The sequence below is a fragment of the Achromobacter sp. genome (genome assembly GCF_032113835.1).
Taxonomy (GTDB): domain Bacteria; phylum Pseudomonadota; class Gammaproteobacteria; order Burkholderiales; family Burkholderiaceae_B; genus Achromobacter.
In genome coordinates this window covers 1-15970 of record NZ_DAMCTG010000034.1, presented here as the reverse complement: position 1 = coordinate 15970, position 15970 = coordinate 1, and the positions used below count along the sequence as shown (strand labels likewise).

The window sequence follows — 15970 nt, the reverse complement described above, 5'->3', positions numbered from 1 at the left end:
TCGAATATCATGATCGCTTGGTTCAGATTTTCTGAACGATGCCGACGCGTCTGCGGCGCGGGCGCTTTGGAACACCGCATCCGCAACCTGAATCCAACCGGAAACTGCCATGCGCGAAATCAGCCTGGACCGACTGCGCACCTTGGTCGCCATTGCCGACCTGGGGTCATTCGCCGACGCCGCGCGCGCCCTGCATCTGGCGCCGCCCACGGTCAGCTTGCACGTGTCGGACCTGGAAACCCGCATCGGTGCGCCCCTGCTGACGCGAAAGCGCGGCCAGGTCCGCCCCACTTCCATCGGAGAAACCTTGCTGGAACGCGCGCGCCGCTTGCTCGCGGAGGCGGACCAGGCGCTGGACGACGTGCAGCGGCAGGTGCAAGGATTGGCGGGCCGCGTGCGGCTTGGCGCGTCGACCGGCGCCATCGCGCACCTGCTGCCGCAGGCGCTGGAAACGCTGGGGCGCGACCACCCCGGCATCGATGTGCAGGTGGCGGTGCTGACTTCGCAGGAAACGTTGTTGAGGCTGGCGGACGGCACGCTGGACGTGGGTCTGGTCGCGCTGCCTCAGCCGCCCATTGACGGTTTGGTGCTGCGTCCGTGGCGCCGCGACCCGGTGATGGCCTTTCTGCCTGCGTCTTGGAAAGCCCCGGCGCGCCTCACGCCCGCGTGGCTGGCCGAACGGCCGCTGATCCTGAATGACGCGAGCACGCGGCTGTCGCGGCTGACCGGAGAATGGTTTGCAGCCGCCGGGCTCAACCCGCGCGCGCGCATTCAGTTGAACTACAACGACGCCATCAAGAGTCTGGTGGCCGCGGGTTACGGCGCAACGCTGCTGCCGCACGAGGCCACCGCGCCGCAGCCCGATCCGCGCATCGTCATGCGGCCGGTGCGGCCCGCGCTGTGGCGTCCCCTGGGAATCGCGCATCGCGCGGGGCAGGTGGAAGCGGCCACGCAGCACGTGCTGGACGTGCTGTGGGAATTGCGTGCGTCGGGCGGTAAAGGCGGCGTGGAGGTGTAGTCAATTCGGCGTCTGCGCCCGGCGGAAGAACGCGGCACGCTGGCTCTCCTCCCGCAATCGCCGCGCGCGCGACCGGAACAGATCCTTGCGTCCCACGATCCCCAGCAACCGACCGCTATCCCGATCGACGATAGGCACCCGCCCCGCGCCGGACAACGCCATCCGGTCCGCGATCTGACTGGCCAATTCATCAGCGTGCCCATACACCAGCTCGCGCCCATCCAGCGCCTGCGCCAGGGTCCGTTCGTCAGGCTCGCCTTGCAGCGCCCACGCCAGGGTGTCGGCGCGCGTCACTTCGCCCACCACGACGCCGTGCCCGTCCAGCACCGGATAACTCGTATGCACCGGCTGCGCGGTCGTGAAATGCGCGACCGCCTGCGCCACCGTCATCGTGTCCGGCAGCGTCTGCACCGGCGTCGTCATCACGTCGGCCACGCGCAGCAGATCGAACGGATCCACGCGGTATTCGCGGCTGATGTGGTGGCCGCGGCGCGCGATCTTCTCGGTCAAGATCGACCGCTTGAGCAGCAGCACCGTCACGCCGTAGGCGAACACGCAGGCCGCCAGCACAGGCAGCAGCGCGTGCATGTTGCCGGTCAGTTCGACGGCAAACAGCGTGGCGGTCAGCGGCGCGCGCATCGTGCCGCCCATCATCGCGGCCATGCCGACCAGCGCCCAGAAGCCGGGATCGGCCTGCGGCAGCACGGGCGATGCCAGCGCACCCAGCGCGCCGCCAAAGATCAGCAGCGGCGCGAGCACGCCGCCGGACGTGCCGGAGCCCAACGCGATCGACCAGATGGCGACCTTGACCACCAGCAGCACCAGCACGGCCTGAAGGGCGAAATCGCCCGCGAGCATGTGCCGGATGTTGTCGTAACCCACGCCAAGCGCGGCGGGCTCGATCAACCCGCCGATGCCGATCGCCAGCCCGCCGATGGCCGGCCACCACATCCAGTGGATCGGCAGCTTCTCGAACAAGTCTTCGGCCGCGTACACCAGCGAGGTCAGCACGCCGGAACCCAGGCCCGCCAGCACGCCCACGGCTGCGCATGCCACCAGGTGCCACGGCGTGAAGGCCAGCGCGCCGGCATACGCAAAGATCGGGCCGGGCTCCATGATGAAGGCGCGCGTCGCGGCCGCCACCAGCGCGGCCACGGCCACGGGCAGGAAACTGCGCGGCTTCCATTCGAAGAGCAGTAGCTCGACCGCCAGCAGCACCGCGGCCAACGGCGTGCCAAAGATCGCGGTCATGCCTGCCGCCGCGCCCGCGACGAGCAGCGTCTTGCGTTCGCCGTCGTCCAGGTGAATGGTCTGCGCCAGCAACGAGCCGATCGCGCCGCCGGTCATGATGATGGGCCCTTCGGCGCCAAACGGGCCGCCGGTGCCGATGGACACGGCCGACGACACCGGCTTGAGCACCGCCACTTTCGGTTGGATGCGGCTCTTGCCGATAAGGATGGCTTCCATGGCTTCGGGGATGCCGTGGCCGCGGATCTTCTCGGAACCGTAGCGCGCCATGAGGCCGATGATGAGGCAGCCGACGACCGGAATGAACACGGAGCCGAGTCCGAGCCGCCCCGTCGTGATGGGCAGGTCGGCAAAGGAAAACAGGCCGTGATAGGCCAGGTTGGTGCACAGTGCGATGAGGCGAAGCAGCAGCCAGGCGGCGGCGACGCTGGCCAGCCCGACCGGAATGGCAAGGCCCATCAAGAGGACGACGCGGCGGTCGGTGGTGAAGTCGCCAAGCCGCAATCCGGGCTTGGCGGAGGAGGAAATGGGGGGCATGGTCAAGGAAGGTTTGGAAGTATTCGCACGAAGTTTGCGAAAAGTCATATATATCGTAGCACGATATATATTAGAATCGCCGGGTGAACGCCTCCACGACCCCCACTCGCCTGTCTCCCGCCGACTACGAATTGCTCGCGGATTTCCGCTATGCGCTGCGAAAATTCGCCGCGTTCAGCGAAAGCGCGGCCGCGGGCCTGGACCTGATGCCGCAGCAGCATCAGGCGCTTCTCGCCATCAAGGGCACGCGCAAGAACGTGCCCGGACGGCGCGGACTTTATGTCGGTGAAATCGCCGAACGCCTGCTGATCCGGCCGCACACCGCCGCCGAACTGGTAGGCCGTCTGGCGCGGCTGGATCTCGTCAGTCGCGAAGCCGACCCCGAAGACGGACGCCGTGTCGAGGTCGTGCTGACCGCCAAGGCCGAGCGCATGCTGGAAGACCTGTCTGCCTCTCACCTCGAAGAACTGCACGCCATGCGCCCGCTATTGACGCGGCTGCTGACGCGCATGGGCGCCGAGACCGGCAAGGACTGATCCGCCGCTTTTACACCCTCGCCCCCCTGCGCGGCATAAGCTCATGCCGCCAGGAAATAAGCCTCGTGATAAATTGTCGCCCCGCGACATATCGATGCGTCGCGAGGAGAGATTGTCTTGGGTGTTGCATTCAAGCGCTGGCTGGGGTCGTTCGCGCCAGCGCCCGTGGGCGTCAACGGACGCGAAAAACTTTACGGTGCGGTAGGCGCCCTGCTCGGCCTGTTCTGCACCGAGTGGGTGGGACGCCACGCGCTGGGCGCGGACAATCCGTGGTTCATCGCCCCGATGGGCGCGTCGGCCGTGCTGCTGTTCGCGGCGCCGGCCAGTCCGCTTGCCCAGCCCTGGTCGCTGATGGCCGGCAACCTGGTGTCTGCGCTGATCGGCGTCTTCTGCGCCCAATTCATTCCTGTTCCCGGCATCGCCGCGGCCGTGGCCGTGGCGCTTGCCATTGGCGCCATGTTTTCGCTGCGCTGCCTGCACCCGCCCAGCGGCGCCGTCGCGCTGACCGCCGTGCTGGGTGGTCCCGCGGTCGCCAAGCTGGGCTACGCCTTCGCGCTGTGGCCCGTGGCGCTGAACTCCGTCATCCTGCTGTGCATCGCCGTGGTCTTCAACGGCGCGCTGAAACGCAACTACCCCCGCCGCCACGCGGAACCCGCCGCTGGTCACAACACGCGCGATCCGATCCCCAGCGCGCGGCTGGGCTTTTCGCGCGCCGACCTTGACGAGGCGCTGACCCAGCGCGGCGAGCTGCTGGACATCAGCAAGGAAGACCTGGAAGAGATCGTGCTGGCTGCCGAGCTGCGCGCCAGCGTGCGCCGCTTTGGTGACGTGCGCTGCGCCGACATCATGTCGCGCGACGTGGTGACGGTGATGGAAAAGGACCCGCTGGATTACGCGGTCCGTCTGTTCGACAAGCATCGCGTGCAGGCCCTGCCCGTGCTGGATTCGGCGGGCCGCTACGCCGGCATGATTGCGCAGGGCGACGTGCTGGCGCGGAAGAGCCGCCTGACGCCGGTCGCGACGGATGCCGAATCCGCGCCGGACCTGCTGGTGGCCGACTGCATGCGCAGCGAAGTGCCGTTTGCCACGCCCGGCCTGCCCGTGATCGAACTGGCCCGTCCGATGTCGGACAGCCTGCATTGCGTGCCGGTGCTGGACGAGGCGCGCCATCTGCAGGGGCTGGTGACGCAGTCGGACCTGGTCGCCGCGTTGTATCAGATGGCGGTGTCCGCGAATTCGCAGCCCGCGGGCGGCGCCGGCCCCCACAAGCTGGCCGCCTGACCCTCCGTAGCCCTACGGATTCCGGTGCGCATTTGCCGCAAGGCATAATTGCCGGCGTGAATCCCCTCTCGCGCGCACGCGCTTTCATCTGCTGGCTGGTCCTGTTCTTTCTGGGCGCAATCTGGATCGCGCGGCAGGAACACGTGGACCAGTACGAGCGCTTCTTCCAGAGCACCAGCATCGCCCAGCGCATGCTGAGCCAGAAGACGGTGCAGCACGAAGCCGTCCTGGCCACGCTGGCCGCGTTGTCCCATCCCCCGGCCCCCGAACGCCTCTTTCCCAGCCTGCAGCCCGCCATGCCGCAGTTGCTGGGCCTTGGTCATCTACCGGGCGGCGTCTGGGCGGGCAGCCTGTCCGCACCCGCTGGCCTGACCCAAGCGGTGGAACGCGCGCGGCAGCTCGGCCGCCCCGTCACCATCGCCGTGGACGACGCGCGCTACTGGCTGGTTTCCCCTTCCGGATGGAGCCTGCTGATCGACACACGGCAGTTGGTGCCGGCCGCCGACTTTCCGCCGGGCCTGGGCAACCTGACCCTGACGGTGGATCGCACCCCGCTACCGCTGCTGGACAAGCAGCCCAACAACGCGCTGCCCGGCTGGACGCTGGCGCTGCAAAAGCCGCTGGGCGCGGCCAGCCAGCCGTTTCAGATGCGCAGCACCCGCACGCTCACCCCCGGATTCTGGCCTTGGACCGCCTGGTTGGCCTGGGCAGCGGCCAGCGGCCTGCTGGTGGCCGGCGCCGCCGCCTGGCAACGCTCGCGCGCGGAAGCGCGGCGGCAACAGGAACAGGTGCGTCTGGCCGCCATGGCACGCCTGAGCACGCTGGGCGAGATGGCCGCCGGCATCGCGCACGAACTCAACCAGCCGCTGACCGCCATCCTGGCGCAAACCCGCGCCGCCGCACGCCTGCTGGATGACGAGGACGAGCGCCCGGTCGTGCGCCACGCGCTGCTTGCCAGCGCGGAACAAGCCAAGCGCGCCGCCGACATCATCAGCCGCATGCGTGCGCTGGTGCAGCCCAGTTCCCCCGCGCGGCGCGAAGCGATCGACCCCGACGCGCTGGTGGCCTCGCTGCGCTTTCTGCGCGAACCAGACCTTGCCAGACAAGGCATCCGCCTGACCTGGACCAACGCGAGCCCCGGCGCGCGGCCTCTGGGCGATCGCGTGGCGCTTGAACAGATCTTGCACAACCTCGTGCAGAACGCGGCTGACGCGCTGGACGGCGCCTCAGGCACGCGCCAGATTGCGTTGGAAGGCCGGGCAATCGACGGCAGCTACCAGTTCAGCGTCAGCGATACCGGCCCGGGCATTGCCGCGGATGCCATGCCGCGCCTGTTCGCGCCGTTCTTCACCACGCGCGACCAGGGCATGGGACTGGGCCTGGCGCTGTGCGATACGCTGGCCGGGTCGATGGACGGCCGCATCGCCGCGCGCAACCTCAGCCCGGCGGGCGCATGCTTTACCGTCAGCCTGCCGCAGGCCGGAGCCGCCGCATGAATCCCAACGATCACTCCCCGCTGGTCTATCTGGTGGACGACGACGACGCGGTCCGCGACGGGCTTGGGCTGCTGCTGCGCAGCGTTGGCCTGCGCAGCGCGGGCTTTGCGGACCCGATGGCGTTTCTGGCCGCGCTGGCGCAGCCGGTGATCGGCTGCGTGGTGCTGGATATCCGCATGCCGGGCATCAGCGGGCTGGACGTGCTGGCGCAGCTTGCCGAACGGTCTGACCTGCCCGTGGTCATGCTGACCGGCCACGCCAACGTGGACCTGTGCCGCCGCGCGTTCAAGGGCGGCGCCATGGAATTCCTGCAAAAGCCGGTCGACGATGACGTTTTTCTGGATGCCGTGCAGGCGGCCGTGCGCACGCACATCGCCAGCCGCGAACGCCTCGCCGTCACGCAGGCGGCGGCGGACCGCCTGGCGCGCCTGTCGGGACGCGAGCACGAGGTGCTGGAGCGCATCGTGCGCGGCATGAGCAACAAGGAGATCGCGCGCGAGTTCGACCTGTCGCCACGCACGGTCGAGACCTACCGCGCCAACGTCTTTGCCAAGCTGGAAGCCGAGTCGCTGGCGCAACTGATCCGCCAGTACGCGACGCTGCTCGATTGAAGCTGCGCCTCCGTAACGCTACGGAGGCGCGCGCGTAGTCGGGCGTATACCGCGCCCGCGGCCTTTTGGCCACACTGTCTGCTCCTACCGCAACACCCCCGAAAAGGATGCAGACCATGAAGAAACTGACGCTTGCCGCCCTGCTCTCCACGCTGGCCTTCGCCAGCGCCGCCCACGCTGCCGTGTTGAGCGAGCAAAACTTGTCGATGGCCGATGCGCAGAAGCTCGCGACCGCCACCGTTGCCGCCTGCCAGGCCAAGGGCTACAACGTCAGCGCCTCCGTCGTGGACCGTGCCGGCCTGCTCAAGGCCTTTGCGCGCGCCGACAACGCCGGCCCGCACACCATCGAAGCCAGCCGCGCCAAGGCCTTCACGGCGGTCTCGGCCAAGACGCCCACGCTGACCATGATGGAAAACGCGCAGAAGAATCCCGGCGCGGCCAACCTGACCGACATTCCGGGCTTCCTGTTGCTGGGCGGCGGCGTGCCGGTCAAGGCCGGCAACAGCGTGATCGGCGCCATCGGCGTCGCCGGCGCACCGGGCGGCAACCTGGACGCGCAATGCGCCGACACGGTGCTGGAAGAGAACGCCGCGCTGTTCAAGTAAGAAGCGGCACGGCTGCGGGCGATCTTCCGACCCGCAGCGCTGCCCAAATGCCGGCAAGGCAGGCGGCGCCGAACACCCATCCGGACGCCGCCCCAGCCATCACGCCGGACAGCAGCGTCCCGACCGTGCAGCCCAGCGCCGTCATGCCGCCCCAGCCCATCAGCACACCGCCCGCGAAGTTGCGGGCGATGTCTTTCATGGAAGGCAAGCGCGGCCGGAAGGCGCCCGCCGCCAATGCCGCCGCCCACGCGCCCGCCACCAATGCCATCACGAAGACGCCATTGTTCGACAGCAGCGCGCGCTTGACCACCGTGGCGCAGCCCGCAAAGGTGTCCAGCCCTTCAAGCCTGTCCGGCAGCCATCCAGACGCGGCCGCGGCCGTGCGGGCAAGGCTGCCCAGTTCCGCCGTGACGCCGAGCGGTGCAATGCGCAAGTAAGCGATGACGCCGATGAAGCCGACCAGGAGACCGCCCACCACCGGCGGCCATCGATCCTGAAGCACAGCGCGCCAAAGCGGTGCGGCGGATTGCGAGGCGGATTGTGCAGACGGCTTCGCGGCAGCTCGAAGGGACGGCGCGCGTCGCCCCGCGCGGCTCAATCCCCACGCCAGCGCCACCAGCACACCGCACTGAACCAGCACACTCCCCCCATAGCCCAGATGCCGCGGCAGCCAGACCACCGGCGCATCCTGGATCAGCCCCAGATACAGCGCATTCCACGACGCAAACCCCAGCACAAAGCCCAGCGCAGCACCCAGCAAGGCGAACGGCGACGCCAGCGCCCCCTCGCCCAGACGGTAGAAATGCGCGCTGATGCACGACCCTGAAATCCGCATGCCGACGCCGAACACGAACGCGCCCGCCACCAATGCCAGACTGACCGGCCCGATGTGCGCGCCCGGCGGCAGGCGATCCGCGGACGGGATGGGCAGGAAGGCTCCGAACACAGCTGCGTAGCCCAGCACGCCGGTGCCCAGCGCGATCAGCACCGCATACAGGCCTGCTGTCTCGCGGCGCTCGATGAAGTCCCGCGCGATGCAATAGAAGCAAAAGCGCGACCGCTGCAGCACGACACCGAACGCGGCGCCCAGCAACAGGGAAAGCGACAGGGTGCGTCCGCCCTCGGGCTGCGACGACACGACCCATGCCGCCAGAAAAATGGCCGCCATCACCGCGGCGGCCGATACGAGGCGCAAGGCGTTCACTCAGGTCTTGCCCCACACGGTGCCCGCCGGATTGCTGATGGGCGAGCCGACGCTGTTGCCGTATTCCGTCCACGATCCGTCATAGTTGCGAACGTCGTAGCCCAGCAGCTTGCTCAGCGCAAACCACGAATGGCTGGAGCGCTCGCCGATGCGGCAATACGTGATGATCGGCTTGGTGCCATCCACCCCCGCCGCCTGGTAGATCGCCTTGAGTTCGTCGGCGGACTTGAACGTACCGTCCTCGGCCACCAGCTTGCTCCAGGTGACGTTCACCGCGCCCGGCACGTGGCCCGCGCGCACGGCCAGCTCCGGCACGCCATTGGGCGCGAAGATCTTGCCGTTGTATTCGTCCGCTGACCGGATGTCGACGAGCACGCCGTCCTTCTCCTTGCGGGCCACGGCCAAGACGTCCTGCAGACGCGCGCGCAACGCGGGGTTCGCGTCCTTGACCTTGACCGTGCCGGCCGCGTGGACCTTCACGCTGTTGGACAGTGGCCGCCCTTCGGACTCCCACTTCTTGCGGCCGCCGTCCAGGATCTTGACGTTGTCCACGCCGTAGATGTCGAAGATCCACGCGCCCCACGCGGCGAACCAGTTGTTGTTGTCGCCGTACAGAATGGTCGTGGTGTCCGCGTTGATGCCGGAGCGGGCCAGCAGCGCCTGGAACTGCGGCGGCGGCGCGATGTCGCGGTTGACGGTGTCGACCAGGTCGGTGTGCCAGCTGGCGTTGGCCGCGCCCGGGATGTGGCCACGTTCATACAGCCCCGGATTGACGCTGACCTCCACGACACGCACCTTCAGATCATTGAGGTTCTTTTCCAGCCATTCCGTCGAGACCAGATACTTGGCGTGCTGCGCAACGGCCGGCGCGGCGGCCAGGGTTGCCGCTGCGGCAAAGGCGCCGGCCAGCAGAGTGCGTAGGGACATCGGATTCTCCTGAGATGGGCTGCTGACGAGCCCTTGGAATCCGGACGATATCGGGTCGCTCCCTGGGCGGGAACGACATTGTTTTTATATTCTGATTACCGATTCAGGTGATTGTCAGCTCGCGGAGCGGGCAAGACGCGCAGCCTTGCCCGATTCACACCGCTCAGTCCTGCCGGTCCCGCGCCACCGCGCGCGACAGCGCCAGATGCTTGCTCAGCAGCATCGCGTCGGCCGCCGCCGGGTCGCGGCGTTGCAGGCGCTCGCTTTCCGAAGGCTCCAGCTCCGCGGCGCGCACCAGCGACAGCAGGTCGCGCGTCCGGGTTTCGATCACGGGGGTCAAGGTGTCTTCGATCAGCTCGCCCTTCACATACGCCTGCACCCGCGTCGACAGGTTGCGGGTATGCGTGAAGGTCGCTTCGGCCAGCGCGCCCATCTCGTACTGGATGCCGGTCTGGCTGGTGATTTCGTCCTTGATCTGGATGAACTTGTAGTTCTGCGAGTCCTTGTCCTTGGACAGATCAAGCGTCTGCTGCGGCGTCAGTGCGGCATGGTAGCTGGCGTTCAGATTGGCGCGCTGTTCCTGCTTGACGTCCAGGTCGAACAAGGGCCGGCCGCTCATGCTGCTGTTTTGCGAGACCTGATAGCTGAACTGGTCGACTTCGCTGGTCTTGTACGGATTGCTCGCGTCCATGGTCTGCGAGATCGAGGCCGAGAAGTCCGCCACGCCCGACAGCAGGCTGCGGTACGTATAGCCGGCCGCCACGATGCGCGGCGACTGGCTGGACGGGGCGGCGCCCGCTTCGTAGCTCTGGTGCAGCTCGGCGAATGCGTCCTTGAACACCGACATCAAGGCCTCGTCGCCCCGGCCCCGGCTGCGCGCGGCTTCGAACTGCTGCAGATAATCGCTGACGGCCGCGGTGCGCTGCTGCGCGTTGCCAAAGAGCGCCGCCTTGCTCACGTCGACATCGACCTTCACCACGCCATCGGCGTTCTTGATGGTGAGCGACCGCTGCTTGCTGTCCGCCGAAAAGTCGATGGATTGCGAGACGACGCCATCCGTCGTGGTCGTGGCTTGCAGCGACACCGACGACAACACCGCGGAATCAAACTTGGCCAGACTGGACCACGCCATGCGCGGCGGCACCGCCGCCAGGCCGTCCACCGCATCCTGGAATGCCTTGGACAAACCGGCGATGGCCTTGCGCTCGGTCTCGGACAGCTCGCCCTCGGCCACGTCGATCTGCACGCCAATGCCATCCGCGGTGTTGGTCAGGCTGACCTCGACCTTCACACCGCTGGCCGTGGTGATGCGCAGCGTGTAGGCATCCTCGGCCTGCTGGGCCGAACCTGCCTGCACGGTACCCAGGGCGTCGACCTGGCCGGCATTCGGCGCCAGACGCGCAGACTGCGAATAATTGCTGCCGTCGGTCTGAAACCGGTCCAGCAGCGCCGAGGCCACGCCTTCCAGGCGCCCGGCAAGTGAGCGGGTGGAAATCCTATCGGCGATGACGGAAGACACCTTGTCCGCGGCCTCTCGCTCCCAGACCACGCCCGCCGCCGTCGGCTGCGAGGTGTAGGTCAGCGCGGGGGACGACCCTTGGCCGAGCGTGACCGTCGTGGATGCGGGCACGGCCGCAATGTCGGCCTTGTCGCCCACGCGGGTCACGCCGGTGGCGGGGGGCGCCAGACCGATCGTGGTCACGGGGCCGATGGAGGCAACGGATGTCATGGCGTCTCTTCCTCTTGGAGGCCGCGGGGCTTGCCTGCCCCCCGGCCGGGTTTCCTATGAGAAATGTAACGGCAGCAAAACGCCAGACTTAAGCCTCCGGGCAACGCGGCGACCATGCGATGCCGGTCCCTACCCCTTCACGCATGCACCGGCGCGCTGCGCGCCGCCTGCGTCAGGGCGTCGATCAGGCTGTCCGCATCGCGCGGGCCGTCGTACCGTACGCCATTGATGAAGAGCGTGGGCGTGCCGTTCACGCCGCTGCGCACGCCGCCGCTGAAGTCCACTTCGATCTTGGAATCGAATGCCCCGCCGAAGGCGCGGTGCAGCACCTGCGGCGACAGGCCGATCTCTTCGCCGTAGGCGAACAGATCGCTTTCCTTCAGCGCGTCCTGGCGCTCATAAAGCATGTCGTGCGCCTGCCAGAACTTGCCCGCCTGCGCGGCGGCCTCGGCAAATTCCGCCGCCGCGACCGCATCCGGATGCAGTTGCGAAATGGGGAAATTGCGGAAGACGAAACGCAGCCGGTCACCCAGCGCGCGCTGCACCGCCTTCAGCACGGGATAGGCCTCGCCGCAATACGGGCATTCGTAATCGCCATACTCCACCAGCGTCACGGGCGCGGTGTCCGGCCCTTCGACGTGGTCCTGCGCATTCACGGGAATGAAAAGGCGGCTCATGATTTCGCTCCTTGCAAGGCGGGGGCCAGCTTGTCGAGCGCGTCCAGGATGCCGTCGGCGCCCGGATTGATGCCCAGCGGCGACACATAGCTCCACCGAATGACGCCGTCGGCGTCGATGACGAACAGCGCCCGATCGGCGATGCCCTCCTCTTCGCGGTACACCCCGTAGCGCCGGGAGACCTCGCCCTTGGGCTCGAAGTCCGCCAGTAAGGGGAAATGCAGCTTGCGGTCCGCGGCGAAGGCGGCGTGGCACCAGACGCCGTCCACCGAAATGCCGACCAGCTGCGCGCCGGCCTTGTGGAATTCGGGAAGGATCTGGTTGTACAGCGCCATCTGGTCGCCACAGACGGGACTCCAGTCCGCGGGGTAGAACGCCAGGATCAGCGGCCGGCCGCGCAATTCTTCCAGCGCAACCGTCTGGTCCGGCGTGGCCGGCAAGGCGAAGGACGGTGCGGTCGTGCCGGCAGGCAGGACGGCCGCGGGATAGTCGTATGACATGAAACGTCTCCTGGACGCGCCGCGCGCGGCGCTAGGATCGGGACAGCAATTGGCCGGCGCCGGATCAGCGGGCGGCCCGGGTCGATTCGTAGAGGAACCAGGTGCGGCGCTCGGCCTCGTCGATCCAGTTTTCGATCAGGCTGGTCGAGGCGACGTCGTTGTGCTCTTCGCACACGGCGTGCGTGGCGCGCAGAAAGCCCGTCAGACGGCGGTTGTCATCGGCCAGTTCGGCCAGCATGTCTTCGGGCGTCACGTAGTCCGCGTCGTTGTCCAGCAGACGCTGCAGGCGCTGGATGTGACCGATCGAACGCAGCGTCGTGCCGCCCACCTTGCGGGCGCGCTCGGCGATCACATCCGTGGTGGCATAGATTTCGTCGCCCTGTTCGTCCAGCATCAGGTGGTAGTCGCGGAAGTGCGGACCCGACATATGCCAGTGAAAGTTCTTCGTCTTCAGATACAGCGCGAACATGTCGGCCAGCAAACCCGTCAGGGCGGCGGCGATGTCGACCCTGGCCTCGGCGCCCAGATCGGTGGGCGTGCGCAGGGGAGCGGTGATGCGGGATTGAAGCGAAAGATCGTTCATGGAATTTCTCCGGGTTGGCTTCAGGGGTTGGCTTCACGATTCGGGTATCGATTCCCGATGGAAACCAGAATAGCCACGGCGCGCCGCCAGCAAAATCGGCTCATCGTTTTCTCGGGTCATACCAAGGTTTACCCAGGAAATACGCGTGTCTTCTTCCAAAGATCGCTGATAATGTGCGGGTCTCATTGCGTGCCGCCGGCGTTCCTGCTCGGCCCGCGCGCCCTTACCCAGAGGTGGATCTTGCTCACGTCGACACTCGGCCCCGCGCCAGGCCAGCCGCCGCAGCAGGCGCGTCCCGGCGCTCCGGAGACCGCGGGCCCGCGCCGCATGCAGTTGCTGTTTCGCGCGGCCGCCCTGCTTCTGGCGCTGGTCATTGCGTTGGTGGACACGTTCACCGACTTCGACGGCGCGGTGGCCGTGCTGTATGTCGTGGTGGTGCTGCTTGCGGCGCGTACGTTCCGGCGCCTGGACATCATCGTGGCGGGCACGGGCGGCATCGTGCTCACCATCGCGGCGTATCTCAATTCCCACGGTCTGAACCATGTGGGCTCGCCCACCGCACGTGCGCTGGTCAGCCTGGCGGCCATCGCCATCACTGCGCTGCTTGCGCTGCAGTTCCAGAGCGCCACCCGCAGGCTTGCCTCGCAGGCGCGCCTGCTCAATCTGTCGCACGACATGATCTTCGTGCGCGACGATCAAGGCGTGATCACCTTCTGGAACCGCACCGCCGAAGACGCCTACGGCTGGCCCGCCAGCATGGCGCTGGGCCGCGTCGCCGATGACCTGCTGCAGACCCGCTACCCGGACCGGCGCGAGGCCATCGAGGCCGAACTCCTGACTACCGGTAGCTGGGACGGCACGTTGGAACAGAAGACGCAGGCCGGCGCCACGCTGGTGCTGGAAAGCCGCTGGGTGCTGCAGCGGGACCATCATGGCCGCGTCACCGGCGTCATGGAAACCCATCGCGACGTCACCGACCGCAAGGCCGCCTACACCGCGCTGGTCAGCAGCGAAAGACGCTACCGCCGCATGTTCGACGCCAGCCGGATCGGCGTCATCCAGGAAGACTGGCGCGCCGTGCGGGCCGAGTTGACCGCCCTGGGCCTCATGGACGGCGCCGCCCTCACCGCCCACCTCGCCCGTCACCCCGAGTTCATCGGCCAGGTCCGCAGGCTGACCGACGTGGATGACATGAATCCCGCGTTCCTGGCCATGGTGGGCCGGCCGGCCGCCCCCAGCGCGCCCTACTCCGTCGACGACATCCTGTGCGAGGACGACCGCATGTTTGCGCGGTCCCTGACGGCGTTCGCCCAAGGCGACGCCTTTCACGAAGGCGAGACCGAAGTCGTGCACGCGGACGGCTCGCGTGTGCCGGTGCTGTTCACGATCACCTTCCCGCCGGCCGACGACGTGGACGGTTCCGTGCTGGTCTTCGTGGTGGACATCACCGAGCGCAGGCAGGCGCAGGACGCGCTGCTGCTGGCGCAGACCGAGCTCGCGCACGCGGCGCGTGTCGCCACGCTGGGCGAGCTGACGGCGTCGATCGCGCACGAGGTCAACCAGCCCTTGATGGCGGTCGTCACCAGCGGCGACGCGGGCATGCGCTGGCTGCGCCGTCCCCAGCCCGATCTGCACGAGGTCGAGATGGCCATGGAACGCATCATTTCCGAAGGCCGGCGCGCCAGCGAGATCGTCAAGCGCATCCGCGCGTTTCTCAGCAAGGCGCCCGTGCAACAGGCCCCGCTGGATATCGGCGCCGTCATCGAGGAAGCCACCCGCCTCGTCGCGCACGAGCTCACGCGCGAGCGCGTGGCGCTGCACGTGGACATCCAGCCGGGCCTGCCGCTCATCATGGGCGACCGGATCCAGCTTCAACAGGTGCTGGTCAACCTGATGGTCAACGCCAGCCAGGCCATGTCCGGCCAATCGCAGGCCCGCCAGTTGTCGGTCAGCGCCCGGCGCCATGACGACGGCCTGGTCGCCGTCACCGTGGGCGATACCGGCCCGGGCATCTCGCCAGACGACCTGGAACGCCTGTTCGACCCTTTCTTCACCACCAAACCGCAAGGCATGGGCATGGGCCTGCCGATCTGCCGCACCACGGCGCAGGCCCATGGCGGCAGCCTTACCGTCGACAACATGCCTGGCGCGGGCGCGGCCTTCACGCTGACGCTCGCCACCACGCAGGGGAACCCTTCCACATGAACCACCGCACCGCCACCGGCGCCGCGCCCGCCGCCCCGCAATCCCAGGTCATCGTCGTCGACGACGAGGCCAGCGTGCGCGCCTCGCTCGACAGCCTGTTCCGCTCGATCGGCCTGCGCACCACCCTGTGCGCGTCGCCCGCCGAACTGCTGCAGACGCAGATCCCCGACGCGCCCGGCTGCATCGTGCTGGACGTGCGGCTGCCGGGCATCAGCGGCCTGGACTTCCAGGATCAGCTCATCCGCCAAGGCATCGACCTGCCGATCGTGTTCATCACCGGCCACGGCGACATCCCCATGACGGTGCGCGCCATGAAAGCGGGCGCGGTCGACTTCCTGTCCAAGCCCTTCCGCGAACAGGACATGCTGGACGCCGTCTCCGCCGCCATCGAGCGCGACACCCAGCGCCGCTCCCGCGATGCGGCCATGGACGGCCTGCGCGCCCGCTACGAGACCCTGACCCCGCGCGAACGCGAGGTCATGGCGCACGTGGTGTCGGGCCTGATGAACAAACAGGTGGCGGGCCTGATCGGCCTGAGCGAGATCACCGTCAAGATCCACCGCGGTCACGTCATGCGCAAGATGGGGGTCAGATCGCTTGCCGATCTGGTCCGCCACGCCGAGGCGCTGGGCATTTCCGCGCCCTGACCCGTGCATGGGACAAACCTCCGTATGATTTTCGAGGCCGGCGCAAAGGTTCATAAAGGAACCTGCCGGGCATCGGATGCGTATCGTGATCCGACAGGCCCGAAGGATTTTCTTACATGAACCACACTCCCACTATCGCGGTTGTCGACGACGACGATGGGGTCAG

The 15970-nt window shown here is 67.7% G+C and carries 15 protein-coding genes; 8 read left to right on the top strand and 7 right to left on the bottom strand.

Annotated elements, in window-relative coordinates:
• Positions 1-109 precede the first annotated feature (109 nt).
• Entirely contained in the window at positions 110-1018 is a 909-nt protein-coding gene (locus tag RT697_RS13885) for a LysR family transcriptional regulator (protein WP_313699595.1), read from the top strand.
• On the opposite strand, the gene RT697_RS13880 is transcribed toward RT697_RS13885, so the two are convergent.
• Positions 1019-2803, bottom strand: a complete 1785-nt coding sequence (locus RT697_RS13880; RefSeq protein ID WP_313699594.1) for a chloride channel protein — start codon at positions 2801-2803, stop codon at positions 1019-1021.
• 83 nt (positions 2804-2886) lie between these two features.
• Between RT697_RS13880 and RT697_RS13875 the strand changes: the two genes are divergently transcribed.
• The 5 genes from RT697_RS13875 to RT697_RS13855 all read left to right on the top strand — a co-directional run bounded on the left by RT697_RS13875 (position 2887) and on the right by RT697_RS13855 (position 7332).
• Positions 2887-3339: a helix-turn-helix domain-containing protein gene (locus tag RT697_RS13875; protein ID WP_313699592.1), complete on the top strand. Its 453-nt coding sequence runs from the start codon at positions 2887-2889 to the stop codon at positions 3337-3339.
• A 117-nt stretch (positions 3340-3456) separates the two neighbouring features.
• The gene (locus RT697_RS13870; protein ID WP_313699590.1) at positions 3457-4620 is read left to right on the top strand and encodes an HPP family protein; all 1164 of its coding nucleotides are present in this window, start codon (positions 3457-3459) and stop codon (positions 4618-4620) included.
• A 56-nt stretch (positions 4621-4676) separates the two neighbouring features.
• Complete coding sequence (locus RT697_RS13865; protein ID WP_313699588.1) at positions 4677-6116, top strand: ATP-binding protein; 1440 nt, start codon at positions 4677-4679, stop codon at positions 6114-6116.
• Positions 6113-6727, top strand: coding sequence for a response regulator transcription factor (locus RT697_RS13860; RefSeq protein ID WP_105239080.1), 615 nt, complete (start codon positions 6113-6115; stop codon positions 6725-6727). Before RT697_RS13865 ends, RT697_RS13860 begins: the two co-directional genes overlap by 4 nt.
• 116 nt (positions 6728-6843) lie before the next feature.
• A complete protein-coding gene (locus RT697_RS13855; protein ID WP_313699586.1) occupies positions 6844-7332 on the top strand; it encodes a heme-binding protein in 489 nt (162 codons plus the stop codon).
• Here the strand turns inward: RT697_RS13855 and RT697_RS13850 are convergent.
• The 6 genes from RT697_RS13850 to RT697_RS13825 form a co-directional block, all read right to left on the bottom strand.
• Positions 7325-8500: a YeeE/YedE family protein gene (locus RT697_RS13850; RefSeq protein ID WP_409517438.1), complete on the bottom strand. Its 1176-nt coding sequence runs from the start codon at positions 8498-8500 to the stop codon at positions 7325-7327. The genes RT697_RS13855 and RT697_RS13850 overlap by 8 nt on opposite strands.
• 36 nt (positions 8501-8536) lie before the next feature.
• Positions 8537-9463 carry a sulfurtransferase gene (locus tag RT697_RS13845; RefSeq protein WP_313699583.1) on the bottom strand — a complete coding sequence of 309 codons (927 nt, stop codon included), beginning with the start codon at positions 9461-9463 and terminating at the stop codon, positions 8537-8539.
• 163 nt (positions 9464-9626) lie between these two features.
• Positions 9627-11192, bottom strand: coding sequence for a hypothetical protein (locus RT697_RS13840; protein ID WP_313699582.1), 1566 nt, complete (start codon positions 11190-11192; stop codon positions 9627-9629).
• 137 nt (positions 11193-11329) lie between these two features.
• The gene (locus tag RT697_RS13835; protein WP_313699581.1) at positions 11330-11869 is read right to left on the bottom strand and encodes a DsbA family protein; all 540 of its coding nucleotides are present in this window, start codon (positions 11867-11869) and stop codon (positions 11330-11332) included.
• Positions 11866-12369, bottom strand: coding sequence for a redoxin domain-containing protein (locus RT697_RS13830; protein WP_313699580.1), 504 nt, complete (start codon positions 12367-12369; stop codon positions 11866-11868). Before RT697_RS13830 ends, RT697_RS13835 begins: the two co-directional genes overlap by 4 nt.
• Before the next feature lie 64 nt (positions 12370-12433).
• Entirely contained in the window at positions 12434-12952 is a 519-nt protein-coding gene (locus RT697_RS13825; RefSeq protein WP_313699578.1) for a DNA starvation/stationary phase protection protein, read from the bottom strand.
• A 240-nt stretch (positions 12953-13192) separates the two neighbouring features.
• Here RT697_RS13825 and RT697_RS13820 point away from each other — a divergent pair, with 240 nt between their 5' ends.
• Positions 13193-15157 (top strand): ATP-binding protein, encoded by a 1965-nt coding sequence (locus RT697_RS13820; protein ID WP_313699577.1) that lies wholly within the window; start codon positions 13193-13195, stop codon positions 15155-15157.
• Entirely contained in the window at positions 15154-15804 is a 651-nt protein-coding gene (locus RT697_RS13815; protein ID WP_313699575.1) for a response regulator transcription factor, read from the top strand. Before RT697_RS13820 ends, RT697_RS13815 begins: the two co-directional genes overlap by 4 nt.
• Positions 15805-15970 lie beyond the last annotated feature (166 nt).

What these genes read in the sequence shown, in the direction of transcription:
- RT697_RS13885 (WP_313699595.1), top strand. Translation starts at nt 110, where the DNA reads ATGCGCGAAATCAGCCTGGACCGACTGCGCACCTTGGTCGCCATTGCC.
- RT697_RS13880 (WP_313699594.1), bottom strand. Translation starts at nt 2,803, where the DNA reads ATGCCCCCCATTTCCTCCTCCGCCAAGCCCGGATTGCGGCTTGGCGAC.
- RT697_RS13860 (WP_105239080.1), top strand. Translation starts at nt 6,113, where the DNA reads ATGAATCCCAACGATCACTCCCCGCTGGTCTATCTGGTGGACGACGAC.
- RT697_RS13855 (WP_313699586.1), top strand. Translation starts at nt 6,844, where the DNA reads ATGAAGAAACTGACGCTTGCCGCCCTGCTCTCCACGCTGGCCTTCGCC.
- RT697_RS13850 (WP_409517438.1), bottom strand. Translation starts at nt 8,500, where the DNA reads ATGGCGGCCATTTTTCTGGCGGCATGGGTCGTGTCGTCGCAGCCCGAG.
- RT697_RS13845 (WP_313699583.1), bottom strand. Translation starts at nt 9,463, where the DNA reads ATGTCCCTACGCACTCTGCTGGCCGGCGCCTTTGCCGCAGCGGCAACC.
- RT697_RS13840 (WP_313699582.1), bottom strand. Translation starts at nt 11,192, where the DNA reads ATGACATCCGTTGCCTCCATCGGCCCCGTGACCACGATCGGTCTGGCG.
- RT697_RS13835 (WP_313699581.1), bottom strand. Translation starts at nt 11,869, where the DNA reads ATGAGCCGCCTTTTCATTCCCGTGAATGCGCAGGACCACGTCGAAGGG.
- RT697_RS13830 (WP_313699580.1), bottom strand. Translation starts at nt 12,369, where the DNA reads ATGTCATACGACTATCCCGCGGCCGTCCTGCCTGCCGGCACGACCGCA.
- RT697_RS13825 (WP_313699578.1), bottom strand. Translation starts at nt 12,952, where the DNA reads ATGAACGATCTTTCGCTTCAATCCCGCATCACCGCTCCCCTGCGCACG.
- RT697_RS13815 (WP_313699575.1), top strand. Translation starts at nt 15,154, where the DNA reads ATGAACCACCGCACCGCCACCGGCGCCGCGCCCGCCGCCCCGCAATCC.